The sequence below is a fragment of the Caballeronia telluris genome (assembly GCF_001544495.1).
GTDB lineage: Bacteria > Pseudomonadota > Gammaproteobacteria > Burkholderiales > Burkholderiaceae > Caballeronia > Caballeronia telluris.
Map to the genome: position 1 here is coordinate 98,889 of NZ_FCNZ02000018.1, position 24,453 is coordinate 123,341.

The following is a 24,453-nucleotide window of genomic DNA, read 5'->3' on the forward strand; positions in this document are numbered from 1 at the left end:
CGCGCCGGCGGGTGTCGTTGCACACGATGCGCCAACGCGGGATGAATGAACGGGCGCCGCTCACGCAGACTGCAACAGCGCCAAGGAAAAACCGGACCTGCAAAGACAAACGACGCATCGCTGCGTCGCTTGTTTCCAACCGTAACGGATTCGCCGATTACACCAGCTTGCCGTGGCAGTTCTTGTACTTCTTGCCGCTGCCGCACGGGCACGGATCGTTGCGGCCGACCTTCGGCACGTCGTCGGCGGGGCGCGTGGCGACGGTGGTGTCGTCGCCGAACGCCATCGCCTGATTGACCATCTGCGCGGTGGCATCGGCCGGTGCGGGCGCCGCGGCGGCTTCCGCGAAATCCATGTGCGTGAACGCGACGTTCTCGAGATGGCTGCCCTTTTCCTCGTACTGCTCGGCGGCTTCCTCGAGCTGTTCCGGCGACTGGATCTGCACGTTCATCACGACGCGCGTCACTTCCTCCTTCACCGAATCGAGCATCGCGGCAAAGAGTTCGAACGCCTCGCGCTTGTATTCCTGCTTCGGGTTCTTCTGCGCGTAACCGCGCAGGTGGATGCCCTGACGCAAATGGTCGAGCGCGGCGAGATGCTCGCGCCAGCGGCTGTCGAGCGTCTGCAGCATGATCGAGCGCTCGAACGCGCTGAACGACTCGCGGCCCACCAGCGCGACCTTCGCTTCATAGGCTTCGTCGGCGGCGGCGAGCACGGCTTCCAGGATTTCTTCGGCGTCGATCGAATTCGACTCGTTGATCATCTCCTGGATCGCGAGATCGAGCGACCAGTCGTTGCGCAGCACTTCTTCGAGCTCCGGCGCCTGCCATTGCTCTTCGATGCTGCCCGCCGGCACGAACGTGCGCACCACGTCGCCGATCACGCTCTGGCGCATCGCGGCGATGGTTTCCTGCACGTCATTGGCTTCGAGCAACTCGTTGCGCTGCTGGTAGATCACCTTGCGCTGATCGTTCGACACATCGTCGTATTCGAGCAGTTGCTTGCGGATATCGAAGTTGCGCGCTTCGACCTTGCGCTGCGCGCCTTCAATGGAACGCGTGACGATGCCCGCCTCGATCGGCTCGCCTTCCGGCATCTTCAGGCGGTCCATGATCGAGCGGACGCGGTCGCCGGCGAAGATGCGCAGAAGCGGATCGTCGAGCGACAGATAGAAGCGCGACGATCCCGGATCGCCCTGACGGCCCGCGCGGCCACGCAATTGATTGTCGATCCGGCGCGATTCGTGACGCTCCGTGCCGATGATGTGCAGGCCGCCAGCGGCCTTCACCTGATCGTGCAGCGCCTGCCATTCGTCGTGCAGCTTCTGGATGCGCGGCTGCTTTTCGTCTTCGGGGATCGAGAGATCGGCTTCGATGAACGACGCCTGTTTCTCGACGTTGCCGCCGAGCACGATGTCCGTGCCTCGCCCGGCCATGTTCGTCGCGATGGTGACGACGCCCGGACGGCCCGCTTCGGCGACGATCGCCGCTTCCCGCGCGTGCTGTTTCGCGTTCAGCACTTCATGCTTGACGCCCGCCTGCGTGAGCAGCGTGGAGAGCAGTTCCGACGCCTCGATCGACGTCGTGCCGACGAGCGTCGGCTGGCCGCGCTCGACGCAATCGTGGATGTCGCGGATCACCGCGTCGTAGCGTTCCTGCGCGGTCTTGTAGATCTGGTCCTGCTTGTCGATCCGCTTCGGCGGCCGATTGGTCGGGATCACGACCGTTTCCAGGCCGTAGATCTCGTTGAATTCGTACGCTTCGGTGTCGGCCGTGCCGGTCATGCCGGACAGCTTCGAATACATGCGGAAGTAGTTCTGGAACGTGATCGACGCGAGCGTCTGGTTCTCGTTCTGAATCTTGACCTGTTCCTTCGCTTCGACGGCCTGATGCAAGCCGTCCGACCAGCGGCGCCCGGTCATCATGCGGCCCGTGAATTCGTCGACGATCACGACTTCGCCGCCCTGCACCACGTAATGCTGATCGCGATGGAAGAGCGTATGCGCGCGCAACGCGGCGTAGACGTGGTGCATCAGCGTGATGTTCTGCGCGGCATACAGGCTCTCGCCCTCGCCGATCAGACCCCACTCGGCGAGCAGCCGTTCCGCCTTTTCGTGGCCTTCCTCGGTGAGGAAAACCTGACGCGCTTTTTCGTCGAGCGTGTAGTCGCCCGGCTTCTCGACGCCGGTGCCGTCCGCCTTCTCTTCGCCGATCTGCTGTTCGAGCAGCGGCGGCAGCGCGTTCATGCGCACGTAGAGATCGGTGTGATCTTCGGCCTGCCCGGAGATGATGAGCGGCGTACGCGCTTCGTCGATCAGGATCGAGTCCACTTCGTCGACGATCGCGAAATTGAGCGGCCGCTGCACGCGCGCGTCGGTCTCGTAGACCATGTTGTCGCGCAGATAGTCGAAGCCGAACTCGTTGTTCGTGCCGTAGGTGATATCGGCGGCGTAGGCTTCCTGCTTCAGATCGTGTTCCATCTGCGACAGGTTGATGCCCCACGACAACCCGAGGAAGTTGTAGAGCCGCCCCATCCATTCGGCGTCGCGCTGCGCGAGGTAATCGTTCACCGTCACGACGTGTACGCCGCGGCCCGACAGCGCGTTCAGGTACGCAGCCAGCGTGGCGACGAGCGTCTTGCCCTCGCCCGTGCGCATTTCCGCGATCTTGCCGTAATGCAGGACCATGCCGCCGACCAGCTGGACGTCGAAGTGACGCATGTGCAGCACGCGCTTGCTCGCCTCGCGGCAGACGGCGAACGCTTCGGGCAGCAGAACGTCGAGCGACTCGCCGCTCGCGACGCGCTGACGGAATTCGTCGGTCTTCGCGCGCAGTTGCTGGTCCGTGTACTTTTCGATCGTCGGCTCGAGCGCATTGATCGCCGCAACGGTCTTTTGATATTGCTTGACCAGCCGCTGGTTGCGACTGCCAAAAATCTTTTGAAGGAAACCGGTGGTCATCGGATCAGTGTCTGCGTCGCGGTGTCGGACAGGTGCACGGTGCATGCGCCCGCGTTCGGAGAACCTCGGCGGCTTAAGTCCATGGGTGAAATTTAATCGGGGGATTTTAGCACGCGGGCCCGGCGCGGCCTGTGTCCGCGTCGGGCCGCCCGCGTCGCCGCGCCACGACAGTCAGACGCCTGAAAGCTTCGGACGGCCGAGCGCATCGGCGTGGTCTCGCGCGGGTACAATCGGCGCATCGCCCTCGCGCCTATTGATTAAAAATGAGCCGTTTTCCGACGAATTCAAGGCCGCCGCAGCGATTCAATCCGCGCAAACCTCAGTCGATTTCCGAACTGCTCGGCCGCGCCGATGCATTGCGCGCGCTGCGTGCCGGTGTCGACCAGATGGCGGCGATGCAGCGCGATCTGTCGGCGCTCCTGCCCGATTACCTGGCGTCCAGCGTCGAACCGGGATTCATCAAGGACGGCGTACTGTCGCTTTTTGCGGGACACAATGCGCTCGCGGCACGGCTGCGGCATATCGAGCCGCGTCTGCTCGCCGATTTGCAGCAGCGCGGCTGGGCTGTGAATTCGCTGCGGATTCGCGTGCGTCCGCAGGCGATGAAGGAAGCGGCGCCGCCCAAGCAGGCGCGCATGTCGCCGGCCGGCGCCGACGCGCTGAAGGAACTCGCCGATACGCTCGAACCGTCGCCGCTGCGCGAGGCGCTCGCCAAGATGGCGGCGCGCCATCAGGCGAAAGCGCGCAAATAAAGCGCAAAAAAAATGAGCGGCGCTTTCGCTGCCGCTCATTGCATCGTTCGAGCTTGATGGATTCAGGCAAACGCCGTCTGCGTATCGAAGCCGAAGCCGCGTGGCGCCTTTTGCGTGTCGTCGAACGTGACGATTTCATACGCGTCTTCATGCGCCAGCAGTTCGCGCAGCAGCATGTTGTTCAGCGCGTGACCGCCCTTGTACGCCGTGTACGACGCGAGCAGCGGATGACCGACCACGTACAGGTCGCCGATTGCGTCGAGCATCTTGTGCTTCACGAATTCGTCGTCGTAGCGCAGGCCGTCGTTGTTCAGGATGCGGTATTCGTCGAGCACGATGGCGTTGTCCATGCTGCCGCCGCGCGCCAAGCCCAGCTCGCGCATCATCTCGACTTCATGCGCGAATCCGAACGTGCGCGCGCGCGCGATTTCGCGGACATACGATGTATTCGCAAAATCGACTTCCAGCGCCTGGCCGGTTTTATCGACGGCCGGATGGCGGAAATCGATGGTAAAGCTCAGCTTGAAACCAAAATAAGGTTCGAGGCGCGCGAATTTGTCGCCCTCACGAATTTCGACGGGTTTCGTTACCTTGATGAATTTCTTCGGAGCATTTTGCTCTTCGATTCCCGCCGATTGAATCAGAAACACGAACGAAGCGGCGCTGCCGTCCATGATCGGGATTTCTTCAGCCGTTACGTCCACATACAAATTGTCGATGCCCAAACCGGCGCACGCCGACATCAGATGCTCGATCGTGGAGACGCGCGCGCCATCCTTCTGCAGCACGGATGCGAGCCGCGTGTCGCCGATAGCCATGGCGTTCGCAGGAATATCAACCGGCGTCGCGAGGTCGACACGCGAAAACACGATGCCCGTACCCGCCGGGGCGGGCTTGAGCGTCAATTGGACCTTGCGCCCGGAATGCAATCCGATACCCACGGTCTTGACGACAGTTTTGATTGTTCGCTGCTTCAACATGATTTTTCCGCTTCGATTTAAATTCCCTATAAAGAGAATTAATCGTGAATATCGATTCAATAGCACGAATTATACTCCATCCGCTGCGCGCCGTCCCAAACGGGAAGTATCAATCTGTTTCCCTGTGTTACGCGAGAAATTGCGCGGATGAGGAAGCGGAACGGGCCGATGGCCGGAATGGAGGCATTTCCGGTCATCGGCCCCAAGTCGCTGCCGATTTCGCGGCGTCTTCGCTCGTTGCGTCACTGCAACGCAACGCCTGAAAACGCCGCGAGAATCAGCGCAACGTCGCCAGGATGCTTTCGGCGTCGCTGACTTCGAACTTGCCGGGTGCTTCGACATTGAGCGTCTTGACCACGCCGTTGTCGACCACCATCGCGTAGCGCTGGGAACGAATCCCCATGCCGCGCTCGGACAAATCCTGCTCCAGACCGAGTGCCTGGGTAAAACGCGCGGCTCCGTCGGCGATCATCTTCACCTTGCCCGAGGTTTAAAGATCGCGTCCCCACGCGTTCATGACGAACGCGTCGTTGACGGAAACGCACCAGATCTCGTCGATGCCAGCGTCGTTCAGGCGCTGTGCCGCATCAACATAACCAGGTACGTGTTTCGCGGAACACGTCGGCGTGAAGGCGCCCGGCAATCCGAAGACCACCACGCGTTTTCCCGCCGTCCGCTCGCGCACCGGGAACCCGTTCGGTCCCACGGCACAGCCCTCGCCCGCCACTTCGACGAACTCGAAGAGGCGTGCATCCGGCAACGTGTCACCCACTTTGATCATGCTCGGTCCTTTGCTCGTCAGTGCTGATTGCAGTCCTGGCGATACAGCTTATGTCGCACGGCGCGACGCGATCGGCTTCGGATTTTGTCATTGAAAACCGCGCAAACTTCGCACGAATCCGTGGAGGTCGGCTGACCACGGCCTGGCGTCCCAGCGAAAGACGCGGCCTTGGACAGTCGCCCCAGCAGCCCGACCGGTCACGCTTTTGCATTCCGCTTCGCGGGTGCCATGCACCGCACCTGCTCCGCAAGAAGCGTGCGCCGGTCTTAGTCGGCTTGCTTGCGCAGGAACGCCGGGATGTCGTAGGTATCGACGCCCTTTTCCTGCAGCGCCTGCACATGCGAAGCCGCCGTTTCACGCGACGAACGCCACACAGCCGGCGTGTCGAGCGCGCCGTAATCGGTCGCGTGCGACTGCTGCGGTGCGTACGTGTGCTGCGCCGCGTGTGCGATCGGCTGGTTGTCGGTGCCGGTGCGCAGGAGCGTCATCGGAGCGGCCTGCTTGTTCTTCGCCGCACGGCCGAGACCCGTTGCCACCACCGTCACGCGCAGCGCATCGCCCATCGCGTCGTCGTACACCGCGCCGAAGATCACGGTTGCGTCGTCGGCAGCGTAGCTCTTGATCGTGTTCATCACTTCGCGCGTTTCCGACAGACGCAGCGAACGGCTCGACGTGATGTTCACCAGCACGCCACGCGCACCCGACAGATCGACGCCTTCCAGGAGCGGACTTGCCACCGCCTGCTCGGCCGCGAGACGCGCGCGATCGACGCCGGCAACCGTCGCCGTGCCCATCATCGCCTTGCCCTGCTCGCCCATGACCGTCTTCACGTCCTCGAAGTCGACGTTCACGAGACCGTCGACGTTGATGATTTCCGCGATACCGGCCACTGCGTTGTTCAGGACGTCGTCGGCGCACTGGAAGCACTTGTCCATTTCGGCGTCGTCGCCCATGACTTCAAACAGCTTGTCGTTCAGCACGACGATCAGCGAATCGACGTGATCTTCCAGTTGCTGCGAACCTGCTTCGGCCACGCGCATGCGGCGGCCGCCTTCGAACTCGAACGGCTTGCTGACGACACCGACCGTCAGAATGCCCATTTCCTTCGCGATCTGCGCGACCACCGGCGCCGCGCCCGTGCCCGTACCGCCGCCCATGCCGGCGGTGATGAACACCATGTGCGCGCCGCGCAGTGCGTCGGCGATGCGCTCGCGTGCGTCTTCGGCCGCGGCCTTGCCCATGTCGGGCTTCGCGCCGGCTCCGAGGCCCGTGTTGCCGAGCTGGATCACCGTGCTCGCGCGCGAACGGGCGAGCGCCTGCGCGTCCGTGTTCATCACGATGAAGTCGACGCCCTGCACGCCGCGGTTGATCATGTGCTGCACGGCATTGCCGCCAGCGCCACCCACACCGACGACCTTGATGATCGTTCCGTTGGTTTCCGTTTCCAGCATTTCGAAATCCATGTTGCCTCCGTCAAGATGAAAAGCGGCGTTATTCGACAAACGATCGGGCAACCGCTTGTCGCGCGCCAGCCGCCGGCACCGGCGCGAATTTTCTTTTGCAGCGAGCTTTTTGAAAAGCTCTTGTTGTAACTCTCGTCAAACCTGTGTCAGAAATTGCCGAGGAACCAGTCCTTCATCCTCGTGAATACCTGTCCCATCGATCCCGACTGCACCGCGACCTTGCGGCCGCGCATGCGTTGCGAGCGTCCTTCGACGAGCAGACCCATCGCCGTCGAATAGCGCGGATTGCGCACGACATCCGCGAGTCCGCCCGCATATTCCGGCACGCCGATGCGCACCGGCTTCAGGAAAATGTCTTCGCCCAGCTCGACCATGCCGGGCATCATCGACGCGCCGCCGGTCAGCACGACGCCGCTCGACAGCAGTTCCTCGTAGCCCGACTCGCGCACGACCTGCTGCACGAGCGAGAACAGTTCTTCGACGCGCGGCTCGACCACCGCCGCTAGCGCCTGGCGCGACAGCGTGCGCGGACCGCGCTCGCCCAAGCCCGGCACTTCGATCATCTCGTCCGGATCGGCGAGCGCCTGCTTCGCGATGCCGTAGGTCACCTTGATGTCCTCGGCGTCGGGCGTCGGCGTGCGCAGCGCCATCGCGACGTCGCTCGTGATCTGGTCGCCCGCGATCGGGATCACGGCCGTGTGGCGGATCGCGCCTTCGCTGAAGATCGCGATGTCGGTCGTGCCGCCGCCGATGTCGACGAGCACCACGCCCAGTTCCTTTTCGTCTTCCGTCAGCACCGCGAGCGACGACGCGAGCGGCTGCAGGATCAGGTCGTTCACTTCGAGCCCGCAGCGGCGCACGCACTTCACGATGTTCTGCGCCGCGCTCACCGCGCCCGTCACGATATGCACCTTCACTTCGAGGCGGATGCCGCTCATGCCGATCGGCTCGCGCACGTCTTCCTGGCCGTCGATGATGAATTCCTGCGTCAGGATATGCAGCACCTGCTGATCGGTCGGGATGTTGATGGCCTTGGCCGTTTCGATCACGCGCGCGACGTCCGTCTGCGTGACTTCCTTGTCCTTGATCGCGACCATGCCGCTCGAATTGAAGCTGCGGATATGGCTGCCCGCGATCCCCGTGAATACGTTGGTGATCTTGCAGTCGGCCATCAGTTCCGCTTCTTCGAGCGCGCGCTGGATCGACTGCACCGTGGCCTCGATGTTGACCACGACGCCCTTCTTCAAGCCCTTCGAGTCGTTCTGACCGAGTCCGATCACCTCGTAGTGGCCCTCGCCCTTCAATTCGGCGACGATCGCCACCACCTTCGACGTCCCGATGTCGAGGGCGACCAGCAGGTCTTTGTAGTCTTTGCTCATAGCGTGCTCATTGCCTGTTAAGTCTGCTTACTTCTTGGCCTTGTCGGTGTCGTTGATGAAGCGCATGCCGGCGGCCCGTATGGCAAAGCCGTTCGGATAGCGCAAATCCGCGTACTCGATGTCATTTCCCCACCGCCCCGTCACCGACGACCACGCCGCCACGAACCGGCGGCTGCGGTCGAACAAAGTGTCCTGATTGCGCTCGCGTCCGAGTTCGATCTGCGTGCCGTTCGAGAGCTTCACCGTCCACGCGAAACGCGGCGACAGGATCACTTCGTCCGGATGCGCGTCGAGCGGCGCGAACCACTTCGCGAAATCGCGATACCGCGCGACCACTTCCTTCGCCGTGCCTTCCGGACCGTCGAACGCGGGCAGGTCGTCGTCGAGTTCGCCCTGGTTCGCGGTGAAGAGTTCGCCGTCCACGCTCACGAGCTGGTCGCTGCCCCACGTCCCGAGCGGCTTGTATTCCTCGAGCGTCACGGCGAGCGCGTTCGGCCATACGCGGCGCACGCTTGCATGACGCACCCACGGCATCTGTTCGAACGCGGTGCGCGCGATGTCGAGGTCGACGGTGAAGAAGTTGCCCTTCAGCCGCCCCACGACGCCTGCGCGCACCGTCGGCGAATTGATGTGCTGCGTGTCGCCGTCGATCTGGATCTCGTGCAACCGGAACTCCGGACGCTGGATCGCCCAGTAACCGGCCGCGCCGAGCAGCACGAACACGAGCACGACGTGCAGCGCGTTGGCAGCGAGGTTCAGTTGGCGGGCGTTGTTCCACATGGCGTCGAATCAGTCCTTGAGCGTCAGCGATAAAACTTTCACGACCAGATCCTGGTAGCTGATGCCGACCGCGCGCGCGGCCTTTGGCGGCAGCGAGTGATCCGTCATGCCGGGCGCCGTGTTCACTTCCAGGAAATACGGATTGCCGTCCGAATCGAGCATGAAATCGGCGCGGCCCCAGTCGGTGCAGCCGAGCATGTCGAAGGCACGCTGCGTCAGCTGCTTCATGCGCGTTTCTTCGGCGGGCGTGAGGCCGCACGGGATCAGGTACTGCGTGTCGTTGGCGATGTACTTCGCGTGGTAGTCGTAGAACTCGCCGGCCGGCACAATCTTGATGACCGGCAAATCCAGATCGCCCGCGATGCAGCACGTGAACTCGCCGCCGCCTTCGATGCTCTTCTCGACGATCACGATCTTGTCGAACTTCGCCGCTTCGACGAGCGCCGGCACCAGCGTCTCTGCGCTCTTCACCTTGATGACCGCGACGCTCGATCCTTCGCTCGCCGGCTTCACGAAGAGCGGCAGGCCGAGCTTCGCGACGATCTCGTGCGCACGCGCGTCGAAGTCGTCGCCGCGCAGGACGGTTTCGAACGGCGGCGTCGGCACGCCGGTCTGCTGCCACACGAGCTTGGTGCGCAGCTTGTCCATGCCGAGCGCCGAGCCGAGCACGCCGCTGCCCGTGTAGCGGATGCCGTAGAAATCGAGCGCGCCCTGCAACTGCCCGTTCTCGCCGTAGCCGCCATGCAGCGCGATGAACGCGCGCACGAAGCCTTCGTCCTTCAGTTCCGACAGCGGACGCTCGGCCGGATCGAACGGATGGGCGTCGATGCCCGCATCGCGCAGTCCTTGCAGCACGAGGCGCCCGGAATTGAGCGATACCTCGCGCTCGGCCGAATTGCCGCCGAGGAGCACTGCCACTTTGCCGAATGCTTTCGGATCGATCTCGTTCACGGTTTTGCCTGTTACGTCGTTCATTTCTGTTCTTGCGATGGCTGGTCTTGCGTGATGCGCCCGCACACGCCGCCGATCGAACCGGCGCCCATCGTGATCACCACGTCGCCGTTCTTCGCGACGGTCGCGAGCGCGTCCGGCATTTCATCGACCGTCTCGACAAACACCGGCTCGACCTTGCCCGCGACGCGGATCGCCCGCGCGAGCGCACGGCCGTCGGCGGCGACGATCGGTGCTTCGCCCGCCGAATAGACTTCGGTCAACACGAGCGCATCGACTGTGGAAAGCACCTTCACGAAGTCTTCGAAGCAGTCGCGCGTGCGCGTGAAGCGATGCGGCTGGAACGCCAGCACGAGCCGGCGATCCGGAAACGCGCCGCGCGCCGCCGCGATCGTCGCGGCCATTTCGACCGGGTGATGACCGTAGTCGTCGATCAGCGTGTACGCGCCGTCGTTCACCTTCACTTCGCCGTAACGCTGAAAGCGCCGGCCCACGCCGTTGAATTCGGCAAGCGCCCTCTGGATATCGGCATCGGCGACTTCAAGTTCAGTCGCAATCGCGATGGCGGCCAAGGCGTTCTGCACGTTGTGCGTGCCCGGCAGGTTCAGCACGATGTCGAGCGGCGGCGCGTCTTCGCGCAGCGTCGTGAAGTGCATGCGGCCGTCGCGCGCTTCGACGTTCACCGCGCGCACCTGCGCCTCGGCGCCGAGGCCGTAGCGAATGATCGGCTTCGACACGAACGGCAGGATCTCGCGCACGTTCGGATCGTCGACGCACAGCACCGCGATACCGTAGAACGGCAGCCGGTGCGTGAACTCGATGAACGCCTGCTTGAGCCGCGCGAAGTCGTGGCCGTAGGTGTCCATGTGATCGGCGTCGATGTTCGTGATGACTTCGATCACCGGGAAAAGATTCAGGAACGACGCGTCCGACTCGTCCGCTTCCGCGACGATGAAGTCGCCCGTGCCGAGCCGCGCGTTCGCGCCCGCGCTGATGAGGCGGCCGCCGATCACGAAAGTCGGATCGAGCCCGCCCGCGGCGAGCACGCTCGCGACGAGCGACGTGGTCGTGGTCTTGCCGTGCGTGCCCGCGATCGCGATGCCCTGCTTCAGACGCATGAGTTCGGCGAGCATCACGGCGCGCGGCACGATCGGAATGCGACGATGGCGCGCGGCGAGCACTTCGGGGTTATCGGAGCGCACGGCGGTCGACACGACCACGGCATTCGCCCCTTCGATGTTCTCGGCGTGATGCCCGATCGCGACGCGCGCGCCGAGCTTCATCAACCGTTCGGTGACGGCGTTCTTCGACAGGTCCGAGCCGCTTACCTGATAGCCGAGATTGAGCAGCACTTCGGCGATGCCGCTCATGCCCGCGCCGCCGATCCCGACGAAGTGAATATGTTTGACGATGTGTTTCATTTCGAATCCTTCAGCGCTTGCGCGCTTTCGCGTTCGGGCTCGCGTTCGCCTTCGTCCTCGCCGAGCCCCAGGCCGGCCACGTCGGCGCACACGCGGGCGACGCGCTCGGTGGCGTGGGGCTTGGCGAATTCGTACGAGTGCATCGCCATTTCCGCTAGCGACTCGCGTGTCTGGCCGCGCAACCAGCCGGCAAGTTTTTCCGCCGACAGGTCGCGCTGCTGTATCAATTGCGCCGCGCCGTTCTTTTCGAGGAACGCGGCGTTGGTCGTCTGGTGGTCGTCGACGGCGAACGGGAACGGCACGAAAAGCGCCGCCACGCCGACCGCCGCGATCTCCGACACGGTCATCGCGCCCGAACGGCAGATCACGAGATCGGCGGCCGCGTAGGCGCTCGCCATGTCCTCGATGAACGGCACGAGTTGCAGGTCGTCGCCGCGTTGCAGGCCGGCTGCCGCGTAGTTCGCCTCCAGCGCCTCGATGTGCTTCGCGCCCGCCTGATGCACGATGCGCGGACGCGATGCGGCGTCGATGAGCGCCATCGCCTTCGGCACCGTTTCGTTGAGCGCCGCCGCGCCGAGACTGCCGCCGACGACGAGCACGTTCAGCCGCCCCGTGCGAGCGGCGTAGCGTTCTTTGGGTGGCAATGCGCGCGCAAGTTCCGCACGAATCGGATTGCCGGTCCATTCGGCGTTCGGCAACGCGTTCGGGAACGCGACCAGCACGCGCTTCGCGAGATGCGCGAGGACCTTGTTCGCGAGCCCGGCGATCGAATTCTGTTCATGCAGCACGAGCGGATAGCCGCCGAGCTTCGTCATGAGACCCGCCGGAAACGTGATGTAGCCGCCCATGCCGAGCACGACGTCCGGCTTCACGCGACGCAGCGCGCCAAGGCTTTGCGAACACGCGCGCAGCAGGTTCATCGGCAGCATCAGCTTCGTCTTGATGCCCTTGCCGCGCACGCCGCCGAAGCGCACGTATTCCATCGGAATGCCGTGCTTCGGGACGAGCGTCGCTTCCATGCCCGCCGCGTTGCCGAGCCACACCACGCGCCAGCCGCGCGCCTGCATCCAGTGTGCGACCGCGAGCCCCGGGAACACGTGTCCGCCGGTGCCGCCCGCCATCACCATCAGCGTGCGCGAGCCGCGTGCGCTCGATGCGGTCATACCTTCCCTCCGCGCATCAGCACACGATTCTCGTAGTCCACGCGCATCAGCACCGCGAGTGCGACGCAGTTCAGCAAGATGCCCGAACCGCCGTAGCTCACGAGCGGCAGCGTGAGACCTTTGGTCGGCAGGAGGCCGAGGTTCACGCCCATGTTGATGAAGGTCTGCGCGCCGAACCAGATGCCGACGCCCTTCGCCATCAGTCCCGCGAACGTGCGGTCGAGCGCGAGCGCCTGACGGCCGATCTCGAACGCGCGACGCACGATCCAGTAGAACAGCAGAATCACGACGATCACGCCGACGAACCCGAGCTCCTCGCCGATCACCGCGAGGATGAAGTCGGTATGCGCTTCGGGCAGGTAATTGAGTTTCTCGACACTGCCGCCGAGTCCGACGCCGAACCATTCGCCGCGACCGAACGCGATCAGCGAGTGCGTCAACTGATACGCCTTGCCCTGCGCGTAGCGGTCGTCCCACGGATCGAGATACGCGAAGATCCGCTCGCGACGCCACGGCGACAACCACACGAGCATCGTGAACGTGCCCACGGCGGTGAGCACGAGGCCGCCGAACAGCTTGCCGTTCACGCCGCCGAGAAACAGCACGCCCATCGCGATCGCGGCGATCACCATGAACGCGCCCATGTCGGGTTCGAGCAGCAACAGCGCGCCGACCGCGCCGACCGCCACCGCCATCGGCAAAAAGCCGCGGCCGAAGCTCTGCATGAACTCCTGCTTTCGCACCGTGTAGTTGGCGGCGTAGATGGTCACCGCGAGCTTCATGATTTCCGACGGCTGCATGTTCGTGATGCCGAGCGGAATCCAGCGGCGCGCGCCGTTCACGCCCTTGCCGAGGTGCGGGATCAGCACGACGATCAGCATCATGAGCGCGATCAGGAAGAGCTTCGGCGCGTACTTGTCCCACGCCGACACCGGAATCTTGAACGCGATGATCGCGCCGACGAGCGCCGTCGTCACCGAAATCAGGTGGCGCACGAGGAAGTGATAGTCGCGGTATTGCGCGTACTTCGGCGAATCCGGCATGGCGATGGACGCCGAATACACCATCACGATGCCGAGTCCGAGCAGCGCGATCGTCACCCACAGCAGCGAATGATCGTAGTCGAGCATGCGCGAGCGGATCGGACGCACGCCGTTCACCGCGCTCGAAATGCCGCCCAGGCGCTCCACCGCCCGCTCGGCCGTGCGACTCGTGCGACCGCCGAGCGCGGCGCTGTCGTTCGCGACCGCGCTGCGTTGGCCCGTGAGTTTCGATCCAAAGCGTTCGGACCAGCTCATAGCATCACTCCCCGCACGGCGGCGATTTCTTCGACCTCGCGGCGAAACACGTCCGCGCGATGTGCGTAGTTCCTGAACATGTCGAGGCTCGCGCACGCGGGCGAGAGCAACACGGCGTCGCCGGCCTGCGCCAGTTGCGACGCGGCCTGCGTCGCGGCTTCGAGCGTCGCGTGATCCTGCAGTTCGATGCCGGTCTCGGCGAGCACTTCGCGGATGCGCGGCGCATCGCGGCCGATCAGCATCACCGCGCGGCACCAGCGCGCGACGGGTGCCACGAGCGGCGAAAAGTCCTGGCCCTTGCCGTCGCCGCCGGCGATCAGCACGACGCGTTGCGCGAGTCCGTCGAGCGCGGCGACCGTCGCGCCGACATTCGTGCCCTTGCTGTCGTCGACGTAATCGATGCTTTCGATCTGCGCGATCACTTCCACGCGATGCGGCTCGCCGCGGTATTCGCGCAAGCCGTGCAGGAGCGCCGCGAGCGGCAGGTCGATCGCGCGGGCGAGCGCGAGCGCCGCCAGCGCATTCGCCGCGTTGTGCAGACCACGGATGCGCAGCGCGTCGGCGGGCATCAGGCGCTTCGAATACAGATTGGGCGCGGCGGCTTCCTGCTTGCGACGGCGCGTCGGCGCGGGTTCGTCGGCTGCGTCGCGGTCGTGGGCTTGCGCGAGCCACGCGATGCCGTTATCGCGCAGAAGGCCGTAGTCGCCCAGACGGATCGGCTCGTCGAGGCCGAACGTCACCACGCTCGACGACCCTTGAGCGAGCGCCATCGTGCGGGCGTCGTCGCGGTTCAGCACGCGCACGGTCTTCGCACCGAAGATGCGGCCCTTCGCGGCGGCGTAGGCATCGAGCCCGCCGTGCCAGTCGAGATGATCCTGCGTGATGTTCAGCACCGCGGCGGCGTCCGGCGCGAACGAGTGCGCCGTCTCCAGCTGGAAGCTCGACAGTTCGAGCACCCAGACGTCGGGCAGCGCGGTGTGGTCGATGGCGTCGATCAGTTTGTCGAGCATGGCCGGGCTGATGTTGCCCGCGACCGCCACCGACTTGCCCGCGCGTTCGCACAATAGGCCGGTGAGCGCGGTCGTCGTGGTCTTGCCGTTCGTGCCGGTGATCGCGAGCACCTTCGGCGCGTAGCCGTTCACATAGAGCGCGCGCAGCGCCTGCGCGAACAGTTCGAGTTCGCCCCAGACCGGGATGCCGCGTTCGTTCGCGGCCTCGATCAGCGGCTTCAGGTCTTCGGCGAGCGGCGACAAGCCCGGACTGATCGCGACGATGTCGATTCCGCCGTCGAGCAGCGCGGGCGTGAACGCGCCGCCGGCGAACTCCGCGTCGATCTTGAGCGCTTCGAGTTGCGACAGATTGGCCGGCGCCTCGCGCGTATCGGCGATCCGCAGGCGGCAACCGTGCCTGGCGCACCAACGCGCCATCGCGAGGCCGGATTCACCGAGCCCCAGCACGAGCACCATCGGACTTTGCCGATCGAGAAACTTCTCGCCAAACATCGCTTTAACCTTTCTCTGACAACGATTTAACGCAACTTGAGCGTCGACAGCCCGAAGAGACACAACATCAGCGTGATGATCCAGAAACGCACGACGACCTGCGTCTCGGTCCAGCCGGACAATTCATAGTGGTGATGCAGCGGCGCCATCTTGAAGACGCGCCGCCCTTCGCCGTATCGGCGCTTGGTGTACTTGAACCAGAACACCTGGAGCATCACGGAGAGCGTTTCCGCGACGAAAATGCCGCCCATGATGAAGAGCACGATTTCCTGCCGCACGATCACGGCGATCGTGCCGAGCGCGCCGCCCAACGCGAGCGCGCCGACGTCGCCCATGAAGACCTGCGCGGGGTGCGTGTTGTACCAGAGGAACGCGAGTCCCGCGCCGCCCATCGCCGAGCAGAAGATCAGCAGTTCGCCCGCGCCGGGAATGTGCGGGAACAGCAGGTACTTCGAGTACACCGAGCTGCCCATCACGTAGGCGAACGCGCCGAGCGACGCGCCCACGAGCACGACCGGCATGATGACGAGCCCGTCGAGGCCGTCGGTCAGATTCACGGCGTTGCTCGCGCCGACGATCACGAAATACGTCAACGCGATGAAGCCCCACACGCCGAGCGGATAGCTGATCGCCTTGACGAACGGTAGCATCAGGTCGGCGCGCGCGGGCAGGCCCATCGAAAGGCCGCTGCGCACCCACGCCATGAAGAGATCGAACACGCGCGCGTTGTTCGCTTCCGACACGCTGAACGCCAGATAAACGGCCGCGAACAAGCCGATCACCGATTGCCAGAAATACTTTTCGCGCGACGACATGCCGCGCGGGTCCTTGTGCACCACCTTGCGGTAATCGTCGACCCAGCCGATCACGCCGTAGCCGAACGTGACGAGCATCACGATCCACACGAAGCGGTTCGTGAGATCGGCCCAGAGCAGCGTCGAGACCGCGATGCCGAGCAGGATCAGCACGCCGCCCATCGTCGGCGTGCCGGATTTCACGAGATGCGACTGCGGGCCGTCCTTGCGCACGGCCTGGCCGACTTTCATCGCCGTCAGTTTGCGGATGACCCACGGTCCGCAGACGAGACCGATCAATAGCGCCGTCGCCGTGGCACCCACGGCGCGGAACGTGATGTAAATGAACACGCGCATGAAGCTGGCGTCATTCTGGAGCCATTGCGCGAGTGCGAGTAGCATGCTGGACCTTCTCTTCTTTCAATGTGCCGCGGGCTTCTCGCCCGCAGCGGGTTGGTGTGGACTCGTCACGGCGTCCACCACGCGTTCCATTTGCATGAAGCGCGAGCCTTTCACGAGAAACGTGGCGCCGGGCCCGAAGCCGGCGGTTTTCAATGCTGCGATGAGCGCGGCGACATCGCTGAAATGCTTCGCCGTCTTGTTCGATGCAGCCGAATGGAACGATTTCGCCGAATCGGCGCTGGCGTTGCCCAAAGCGAACAGCGCGTCGATGCCGCGCTCGGCCGCATACGCGCCCACTTCACGATGAAACGCCGGTCCCTGGTCGCCGACTTCGCCCATATCGCCGATTACGAGCACGCGCGGCGACGGCTGCGAAGCGAGCACGTCGATGGCTGCGCGCATCGAATCGGGGTTCGAGTTGTAGGTGTCGTCGATGACGGTTGCGCCTGCGATCGGCGCCACGGCCGCGCGCTTCACCTGCAGGCGGCCCTTCACCGGCTCGAACGCTTCGAGACCGCGCTTGATTGCATCGGGCGAGACGCTTGCGGCGAGCGCCGCCGCCGTCGCGGCGAGCGCGTTGCGCGCGTTGTGCTCGCCGAGCACGCGCAGTGCGACCGTCAACGGTCCTTGCGGCGTGACCATCTCGACCGTCGTGCCGGCGAGACGCCCCGTCACCGCCGCCTTCGAGGGATCGTCGGAGAGCGCGAAGTCGATGATCGGATTGCCGGTTGCCGCGACGCGCCAGATGCTGGCGTAGGCGTCGTCGGCGGGGAAGACGGCCGTGCCGGTTTCGCCCAGCGCGTGAATCACCGACGCGTGTTCGAGCGCGACCGCTTCGACCGTCGCCATGAATTCCTGATGCTCGCGCTGCGCGTTGTTGACCACCGCGACCGTCGGCGCCGCGATTTTACCCAGCGCGTCGGTCTCGCCCGGATGGTTCATCCCGAGTTCGACGACTGCGAGTCGATGCGTCGCGTTCAGGCGAAACAGCGTGAGCGGCAAGCCGATGTCGTTGTTGAAATTGCCCACGGTCGCCAAGCGCGCTTCTTCGCCGACCGCCGCCGCGAAGATCGACGCGATCATTTCCTTGACCGTCGTCTTGCCGTTGCTGCCGGTGACGGCGACGAGCGGCATCGTGAAGCGCTTGCGCCATCCGTGCGCGAGCGCACCGAGGGCCGCGCGCGCGTCCTTTACCTTGATGACTGGAAGGGACAGATCGGCGGGCTCGCGCGACACCAGCGCCGCCGACGTCCCGCGTTCGGCAACCTGCGTCAGGAAATCATGCGCATCGAAACGATCGCCCTTCACCGCGACGAACAGATCTCCGGCCTGCGCCGTGCGGCTGTCCGTGGACACGCGTTCGATCGCGACGTTTTCGTCGCCGATGACGATCGCGCCCGGAATCAGCGCGGCGGCGTCAAGCAAAGTGAACATCGTCATTCGCCGCCTCCGCGTGTGTGCGTGGCGCGTGCGGCAAGCGCGAGGCGCGCGTGATCCTGATCGGAGAAGGCGCGTTTCTTTCCCATGATTTCCTGTGTTGCCTCGTGCCCCTTGCCGGCCAGCACGACCACGTCTTCGCGCGCCGCCGTGCGGATCGCCTGGAGGATCGCGCTCGCGCGGTCTTCGATGCGGCGCGCGTTTTGCGCGTCGCTCATGCCGGCCGCGATCTGGTCGATGATGGCTTGCGGGTCTTCGCTGCGCGGGTTGTCGCTCGTGATCACCACCTGATCCGCGCGTTTTTCAGCGATCGCGCCCATCAGCGGACGCTTGGTCGCGTCGCGGTCGCCGCCGCAGCCGAACATGCAGACGAGTTCGCCGCCGCGCGCCTGCGCGATCGGCCGCAAAGCGGCCAGCGTCTTGTCGAGCGCGTCGGGCGTGTGCGCGTAGTCGATCACGACGAGCGGCTCGTCGTTCTGCAAGCGGCCGCCGAGACGCTGCATGCGTCCGTTGACCGGTTCGAGCTTCGCGATCTGAGCGAGCGCGGCGTCGAACGGAATGCCGCTTTCGAGCAGCGCGCCGAGGACCGCGAGCAGGTTGCTCACGTTGAAGGTGCCGAGCGTGCCGACTTCGACGTCCGCCTCGCCCCAGTCCGACGCCAGATGAAACGCCGTGCCGTTCGCCGTCGCGAGCACGTTGGTCGCGAGCAGCATGGCGTCGGCGCGCGGCGCGGCTTCGGCCGGAATCTCGACGCCGTAGGCGATCGTGCGCAGCTTGCCGCGCAACGATTCGATCAGGCGCTGGCCGGCGGCGTCGTCGCGATTGACGATGGCGGCCGTCAGCGACGGCCACGCGAAAAGTCGCGCCTTGGCGGCTTCGTAGGCGTCGAACGTGCCGTGATAGTCGAGATGGTCTTGCGTGAGATTCGTGAAGATGGCGAGGTCGAAGTCGGTGCCGTTCACGCGCCCCTGATGCAGCGCATGCGACGACACTTCCATCACGACACCCTGCGCGCCCCCGGCCTTCAGTTGCGCGAGATTGCGCTGCAACTGCGGCGCGTCGGGCGTGGTGAAGCCGCTATGCACGAGCTTGCCCGGCATGCCGATCCCGAGCGTGCCGACGATCGCGCAGGGCTTGCCCGCCGCCGTCAGCGCGGTGGCGAGCCACTGGCTGCACGAGGTCTTGCCGTTCGTGCCGGTCACGCCGACAGTCAGCATCGATTCGGTCGGCTCGCCGTACCACGCGGCGGCAATCGAACCGGCCAGTTCGTTCAGCCCTTTGACCGCGAGCGTCTTCGCGGCGTCGGGCTTGCCGTCGAAATTTTCCGGCTGGTACAGCGCGGCGGCGGCGCCGCTCGCGAGCGCGGCGTCGATGTACGGGCGGTTGTCCGCGCCATCGACCGCATACGCGAAAAACACGTCGCCGCTCTTCAGCGAACGCGTGTCGGCGTGAAGCTGGGCGTCGGCGGACGCGTGCGCGCGCAGCCATTGCACGGCCTGCGCGACGTCCTTGCGCGCCTTCGATTGCTTCTGCGCGCTCATCTCACGACTCCCGGATGACTCTTGTTATTGCTCGATACGGCGAGCTTCTTCGCTGTGTTCTGCCCGGGTGCCGTGGCGGCGGCAGGCTGCGAAGCCGCCTGCGATTCGTCGTTCACGACCATCTGCTTGACCGGCATGTCGGGCGGGAGATTGAGCGCGCGGAACGTGTCGCCGGCGATCGCCGAGAACACCGGACCGGACACCTGTCCGCCGAAGTGGCTGCCGACCGTCGGTTCGTCGACGGAAACCGCCACGACGATGCGCGGATTCGGCATCGGCCCCATGCCGACGAACGACGCGCGGTACTTCGACTTGTCGTAGCCGCGGCCGGCGTGCTTGTACGCCGTGCCGCTCTTGCCGCCGACGCGATAGCCCGGCACCGCGGCATCCGGCGACGTGCCGCCCTTCGCCGTCACGGTTTCGAGCATCGCGCGCACTTCGCGCGCGGTGGTCGGCGCGAAAACCTGCGTGGTTTGCACCGGCTGATCGCCCGGCGTGCGGAAAATCGACACCGGCAGGACCCGGCCGTCGTTCGCGATCGCCGTGTACGCGCGCGCGAGTTGAAACAGCGACGCCGACAAACCGTAGCCATACGACATCGTCGCCTGCTCGATGCGGCGCCAGCTTTTCCACGGCCGCAGGCGCCCGGTCACCGCGCCCGGGAAGCCGACTTTCGGCGCCTGCCCCAGACCGATGCTCGTATACATGTTCCACATTTCCTCGGGGCGCAATTGCATCGCGATCTTGGTCGCGCCGATATTGCTCGACTTCTGAATCACGCCGCCGACTGTCAGCGTGCCGAAACCGGCGTCGTCGGTGATGCGCGCGCCGTCCAGGACGAACACGCCGCCGCCCGTTTCCACGAGCGTATTCGGCGTCACGCGATGCAGGTCGAGCGCGAGCGACACCGTGAACGGCTTCATGATCGAACCGGGTTCGAAGGTGTCGGTGAGGATGCGGTTGCGCAACTGCTCGCCGGTCATCCGCGAGCGGTCGTTCGGGTTGTACGTTGGGTAGTTGACGAGCGCGAGCACTTCGCCCGTCTTCACGTCGATCACGATTGCCGCGCCTGCCTTCGCCTTCGATTTCTCGACCGCCGCCTTCAGGTTCGTGTACGCGATGTACTGGATCTTGCTGTCGATCGAGAGATCGACGTCGGTGCCGTTATGGGGCACGACCTGCTCGTCGACGTCCTCGATGATGTGACCCATCCGGTCCTTGATGACGCGCCGCATGCCCGGCGTGCCGGCGAGCACGTGCTGGTCGCCGAGTTCGACGCCTTCCTGGCCCTTGTCTTCAATATTAGTAAAGCCGATCAGGTGCGCGGTGATTTCGCCTTCCGGATAGAAGCGCTTGTATTCGCCGCGCGAATAAATGCCGGGAACGTCGAGCGCCGCGACTTTCTGCGCGGTTTCGAGGGGAACCTGGCGCTTCACGTAGACAAACGTCTTGTCCACCGACAGCTTGGTGCGCAGTTCCTTCTCCGTCATGTCGAGGAGTTTCGCGAGCTGGGTCAGCTTGTCCGCGCCGAGGTCGTTCGGCACGGTCTCGGGAATCGCCCAGATCGCCTTGACGGGCAGGCTCGTCGCGAGCACGAGGCCGTTGCGGTCGCGAATCTGGCCGCGCGTCGCCGGCAATTCGAGCGTGCGCTGATAGCGGCTCTCGCCCTGCTTCTTGAAGAACGCGTTGCCCGGACCCTGAATCCAGAACGCGCGCGCGGCGAGCGCGACGAACGCCATGAACAGCATGAACACGACGAGCTTCGAGCGCCACATCGGCAGGCGCAGCGACAGGATCGGATTCGGCGTGTAGGCCACGTCCTTCTGCTTCGCGGATTTCTTCATCGCTTCGCTCCGCGCGCAGGAGGTGCCGACGCCGGCAGGGGCGGCGGCATCGGGGCGTCGGCGGCCCTGGAGGTCGCCGGATCGTAGGTGAGATATTGCGTGCGGCCGGTCGTCACGGGCTGCATCTTCAAAGAGTTAGTAGCCAACTGCTCGATGCGCGAGGTTTTCGACAACGCGCTCTGCTGGTACTGCAATTGCGAATAGTCCTGCTGAAGCTGACGCTCTTGCGACTGCGCCCGCTGCAGTTCGATGAAAATCTGGCGCTGCTGATTCGTCGCGCTGACGACGGAAAGCGCGCACCCGAGCACTACGATCAACAGGAAAATGTTGAGGCGGTTCATGGCGCGATCCGCTCCGCGACGCGCATCACGGCGGAACGGGCGCGCGGATTGGCCGCGACCTCGCCTTCGCTCGCGAACACGCGGCCGACGATACGCATCGGCGGGCTCGGCAGATCGACGGCGCGGATCGGCAGGCGGCGATCGATTGCGGGCGCGCTCGCGTGCGCTTGCATGAACCGCTTGACGATCCGATCCTCGAGCGAATGAAAGCTGATCACGACCAGCCGCCCCCCTTGCTCCAACAGCGCCAATGCCGCTTCAAGAACTACCTGCAGCTCCGCAAGCTCTTGATTGATGTGAATCCGTATAGCCTGAAAGGTGCGAGTTGCCGGGTCCTTGCCCTTCTCACGGGTTTTGACGACGTGACCCACGATTTCGGCAAGCTCGCTCGTGCTGACGAGAGGCCCAAGACGGTCGGACTCTGCCCGGCGAGCAACAAGCGCCTTTGCAATCTGAAAAGCAAACCGTTCTTCCCCATAATCTCTGATCACCTCCGTCAATTCCTGCACCGTTGCCCGCGCGAGCCACTCGGCCGCCGACTCGCCTCGAGTCGGGTCCATCCGCATATCGAGCGGGCCTTCCGCCCGGAAGCTGAAGCCGCGACCCGGATCGTCCACTTGCGGCGACGACACCCCGAGGTCCAGCAACACACCCGATACCCGCGCTACTCCTCGTTCGCTTGCCGCGTCGCGCAAGGCAGCAAAGCTGTCGTGCACGATCGAAAAGCGTGAGTCCTGAATCTGTTGCGCCGTGGCGATTGCAAGCGGATCCTTGTCGAAAGCGATCAGTCGCCCTGCATCCGCAAGCTTCGCCAGAACCGCCCGGCTATGGCCGCCGCGACCGAACGTGCCATCTATATAGATACCGTCCGTGCGCGTGACCAACGCATCTACCGCTTCATCCAGCAGCACCGTGCGATGCTGCAATTCGTTTCCCATCGCAGGTGCCATATGTTCAGCGCCGCGTCAGAAGGTGAAATTCTTCAGCGCTTCGGGCATGCCCTGCGCCATCGCCGCCGCTTCCTTCGCGGCGTACGTGTCTGCATCCCACAGCTCGAAGCGATTTCCCATACCGAGCAGCGTCACGTTTTTCTCGAGCGACGCCGCCGAGCGCAATTCCGGCGACACGAGCACACGCCCGGCGGTGTCGAGTTCGACGTCCATTGCATTGCCAAGGAAAATGCGCTGCCACCAGGCGGCTTCCATCGGAAGCGCGGCGACCTTTGCGCGAAAGACTTCCCACTCGGGGCGGGGAAACAGCAACAGGCATCCATCCGGGCTCTTCGTGAGCGTCACCCGGCCTTCTGCCTGTGCTTGCAGCGCTTCCCGATAGCGAGACGGAACCGACATCCGTCCTTTCGCATCGAGCGTCAGCGCCGACGCCCCCTGGAACACTCGCCTCTCCTTTTTTTGCGACGCCCCGCTGGCGTCTCGCTCTGTTGGAATATGCCGGAAAGTGCTATCGGAATCACACGAAAATACACTTTCTCACACGTTCTCCCACTTTAGAGGAACGTATTTCGAGGGTCAAGGCTCCGCCCTTTTATTTGATTAATTTTGTTTTCCAGAACAAGGACTTAGCGCTGGACGTTGAAGTCGCTCAAAAGGCGAAAAGCGTTACGAATGAATGAGCTAGTGCGAGATGTGAAGGTAGTACGTGAAATGAAGCGGGGAAGCGCGCGAATCGTAAAGCATCTGCAAGCCGGATTCGCGGCATGCGCGCTTGCCTCGGGCGTGCCGTGCGCGGTGGGAGGCGATCCCACCGCGCAGGAGACATTGAGTTGCTCAAATGCGATAAGCGGTGGTGGTCATGACCTTCGACGCCGCCCGCATCAGCGCGCGAACCGGGAAAGGCAATTCAGCGCCGCCCGCCGCGATGGCCGAGGCCGCATGCGCGCTTTCGTCGACGCGCATCTGCTCCACGATCGCGCGCGATGCCAGATCGTTCGCCGGCAGCGTCTTCAAATGGCCGTCGAGATGATGCTCGACCTGGCGCTCGGTCTCCGCCATGAAGCCGAGACTCGTGCGGTCGCCAAAACGCCCGGCGAGAAGCCCGATCGCGAGCGAGCCCGCGTACCAGAGCGGATTCAGCAAGCTCGGGCGCGAATCCAGGTCCCTCAGCCGCTGGGCCGTCCACGCGAGGTGGTCTTCTTCCTCGCGCGCCGCGCGCTCGAAATCGTCCTTGAGCGCGGGCGAGGCCGTCGCGAACTTCTGCGCCTGATACAGCGCCTGCGCACACACTTCGCCGACATGGTTCACGCGCATCAGACCGGCCGCATGCGCCTTCTCTTCCGCGTTCAACTCCGGCGCCTCGACGGGCATACCGTACTCATCGACACCGCCCGCGGTTTTCGAAACCGGAACCGGACGCGTCATGCGACTTACGCCCGCCATCGACCGCAGTCCGCGATCGAACTCCGTAATCAGTTCATCTAGCGTCATTTATTCCTCCCCTCAACGTGCCATCGCCGCCCTGTCGTTCGCGATCCTTAGCAATCGCCATGCTTGACCAACTGTCTTGAAAAAGCGTGAAAAATGCGTCGCGCTTTGGAATTAGGGCAAACACGGGTCGCAAAAAAGCGGCGAAACGGGATTTTATCGCATGTTGCGTAAACGTCACAGGACATCGCCGAGCGGCCGGCTTTTCCTTTGTGCTCAAAAGCCTC

At 64.3% G+C, this 24,453-nt stretch carries 19 protein-coding genes and 1 pseudogene; 1 reads left to right on the forward strand and 19 read right to left on the reverse strand.

Annotation, left to right across the window (positions count from 1 at the left end):
• Positions 1 to 157: 157 nt before the first annotated feature.
• On the reverse strand, positions 158 to 2,959 hold the full coding sequence (gene secA / locus AWB66_RS22205) for a preprotein translocase subunit SecA (protein ID WP_087632331.1): 2,802 nt from the start codon (positions 2,957 to 2,959) through the stop codon (positions 158 to 160).
• 263 nt (positions 2,960 to 3,222) lie between these two features.
• Between secA and AWB66_RS22210 the strand changes: the two genes are divergently transcribed.
• The gene (locus AWB66_RS22210; protein WP_087632332.1) at positions 3,223 to 3,711 is read left to right on the forward strand and encodes a DciA family protein; all 489 of its coding nucleotides are present in this window, start codon (positions 3,223 to 3,225) and stop codon (positions 3,709 to 3,711) included.
• 62 nt (positions 3,712 to 3,773) lie between these two features.
• Here the strand turns inward: AWB66_RS22210 and lpxC are convergent, their stop codons facing one another.
• From lpxC to coq7, 18 genes and pseudogenes are all read right to left on the reverse strand, one after another.
• The gene (gene lpxC / locus AWB66_RS22215) at positions 3,774 to 4,691 is read right to left on the reverse strand and encodes a UDP-3-O-acyl-N-acetylglucosamine deacetylase (protein ID WP_087632333.1); all 918 of its coding nucleotides are present in this window, start codon (positions 4,689 to 4,691) and stop codon (positions 3,774 to 3,776) included.
• Between the two features lie 277 nt (positions 4,692 to 4,968).
• A pseudogene (locus tag AWB66_RS22220) lies at positions 4,969 to 5,472 on the reverse strand (redoxin family protein).
• Between the two features lie 266 nt (positions 5,473 to 5,738).
• Positions 5,739 to 6,935 carry a cell division protein FtsZ gene (gene ftsZ, locus AWB66_RS22225; protein ID WP_087632334.1) on the reverse strand — a complete coding sequence of 399 codons (1,197 nt, stop codon included), beginning with the start codon at positions 6,933 to 6,935 and terminating at the stop codon, positions 5,739 to 5,741.
• 146 nt (positions 6,936 to 7,081) lie between these two features.
• Positions 7,082 to 8,314, reverse strand: coding sequence for a cell division protein FtsA (gene ftsA / locus AWB66_RS22230; RefSeq protein WP_062632502.1), 1,233 nt, complete (start codon positions 8,312 to 8,314; stop codon positions 7,082 to 7,084).
• A 27-nt stretch (positions 8,315 to 8,341) separates the two neighbouring features.
• Positions 8,342 to 9,094: a cell division protein FtsQ/DivIB gene (locus AWB66_RS22235; RefSeq protein WP_087632335.1), complete on the reverse strand. Its 753-nt coding sequence runs from the start codon at positions 9,092 to 9,094 to the stop codon at positions 8,342 to 8,344.
• Between the two features lie 9 nt (positions 9,095 to 9,103).
• A complete protein-coding gene (locus AWB66_RS22240) occupies positions 9,104 to 10,045 on the reverse strand; it encodes a D-alanine--D-alanine ligase (RefSeq protein WP_087632354.1) in 942 nt (313 codons plus the stop codon).
• Positions 10,046 to 10,065: 20 nt separating this feature from the next.
• Positions 10,066 to 11,466 carry a UDP-N-acetylmuramate--L-alanine ligase gene (gene murC / locus AWB66_RS22245; protein WP_087632336.1) on the reverse strand — a complete coding sequence of 467 codons (1,401 nt, stop codon included), beginning with the start codon at positions 11,464 to 11,466 and terminating at the stop codon, positions 10,066 to 10,068.
• A complete protein-coding gene (murG, locus tag AWB66_RS22250) occupies positions 11,463 to 12,629 on the reverse strand; it encodes an undecaprenyldiphospho-muramoylpentapeptide beta-N-acetylglucosaminyltransferase (protein WP_087632337.1) in 1,167 nt (388 codons plus the stop codon). The genes murC and murG overlap by 4 nt, the downstream gene beginning before the upstream one ends.
• Positions 12,626 to 13,927: a putative lipid II flippase FtsW gene (ftsW, locus tag AWB66_RS22255; RefSeq protein ID WP_087632338.1), complete on the reverse strand. Its 1,302-nt coding sequence runs from the start codon at positions 13,925 to 13,927 to the stop codon at positions 12,626 to 12,628. Before ftsW ends, murG begins: the two co-directional genes overlap by 4 nt.
• A complete protein-coding gene (gene murD / locus AWB66_RS22260; protein WP_087632339.1) occupies positions 13,924 to 15,429 on the reverse strand; it encodes a UDP-N-acetylmuramoyl-L-alanine--D-glutamate ligase in 1,506 nt (501 codons plus the stop codon). The genes ftsW and murD overlap by 4 nt, the downstream gene beginning before the upstream one ends.
• Positions 15,430 to 15,455: 26 nt before the next feature.
• Positions 15,456 to 16,625, reverse strand: a complete 1,170-nt coding sequence (gene mraY / locus AWB66_RS22265; protein WP_062632495.1) for a phospho-N-acetylmuramoyl-pentapeptide-transferase — start codon at positions 16,623 to 16,625, stop codon at positions 15,456 to 15,458.
• A gap of 18 nt (positions 16,626 to 16,643) precedes the next feature.
• Complete coding sequence (locus tag AWB66_RS22270; RefSeq protein WP_087632340.1) at positions 16,644 to 18,065, reverse strand: UDP-N-acetylmuramoyl-tripeptide--D-alanyl-D-alanine ligase; 1,422 nt, start codon at positions 18,063 to 18,065, stop codon at positions 16,644 to 16,646.
• Positions 18,062 to 19,603, reverse strand: a complete 1,542-nt coding sequence (locus AWB66_RS22275) for a UDP-N-acetylmuramoyl-L-alanyl-D-glutamate--2,6-diaminopimelate ligase (protein WP_087632341.1) — start codon at positions 19,601 to 19,603, stop codon at positions 18,062 to 18,064. The genes AWB66_RS22270 and AWB66_RS22275 overlap by 4 nt, the downstream gene beginning before the upstream one ends.
• Entirely contained in the window at positions 19,600 to 21,447 is a 1,848-nt protein-coding gene (locus AWB66_RS22280; protein WP_087632342.1) for a peptidoglycan D,D-transpeptidase FtsI family protein, read from the reverse strand. Before AWB66_RS22280 ends, AWB66_RS22275 begins: the two co-directional genes overlap by 4 nt.
• Complete coding sequence (gene ftsL / locus AWB66_RS22285) at positions 21,444 to 21,788, reverse strand: cell division protein FtsL (protein WP_087632343.1); 345 nt, start codon at positions 21,786 to 21,788, stop codon at positions 21,444 to 21,446. Before ftsL ends, AWB66_RS22280 begins: the two co-directional genes overlap by 4 nt.
• Positions 21,785 to 22,738: a 16S rRNA (cytosine(1402)-N(4))-methyltransferase RsmH gene (gene rsmH, locus AWB66_RS22290; RefSeq protein WP_087632344.1), complete on the reverse strand. Its 954-nt coding sequence runs from the start codon at positions 22,736 to 22,738 to the stop codon at positions 21,785 to 21,787. Before rsmH ends, ftsL begins: the two co-directional genes overlap by 4 nt.
• 15 nt (positions 22,739 to 22,753) lie before the next feature.
• Positions 22,754 to 23,182 (reverse strand): division/cell wall cluster transcriptional repressor MraZ, encoded by a 429-nt coding sequence (gene mraZ, locus AWB66_RS22295; protein WP_062632489.1) that lies wholly within the window; start codon positions 23,180 to 23,182, stop codon positions 22,754 to 22,756.
• Between the two features lie 390 nt (positions 23,183 to 23,572).
• Positions 23,573 to 24,229, reverse strand: coding sequence for a 2-polyprenyl-3-methyl-6-methoxy-1,4-benzoquinone monooxygenase (gene coq7, locus AWB66_RS22300; protein ID WP_087632345.1), 657 nt, complete (start codon positions 24,227 to 24,229; stop codon positions 23,573 to 23,575).
• Positions 24,230 to 24,453: the final 224 nt, after the last annotated feature.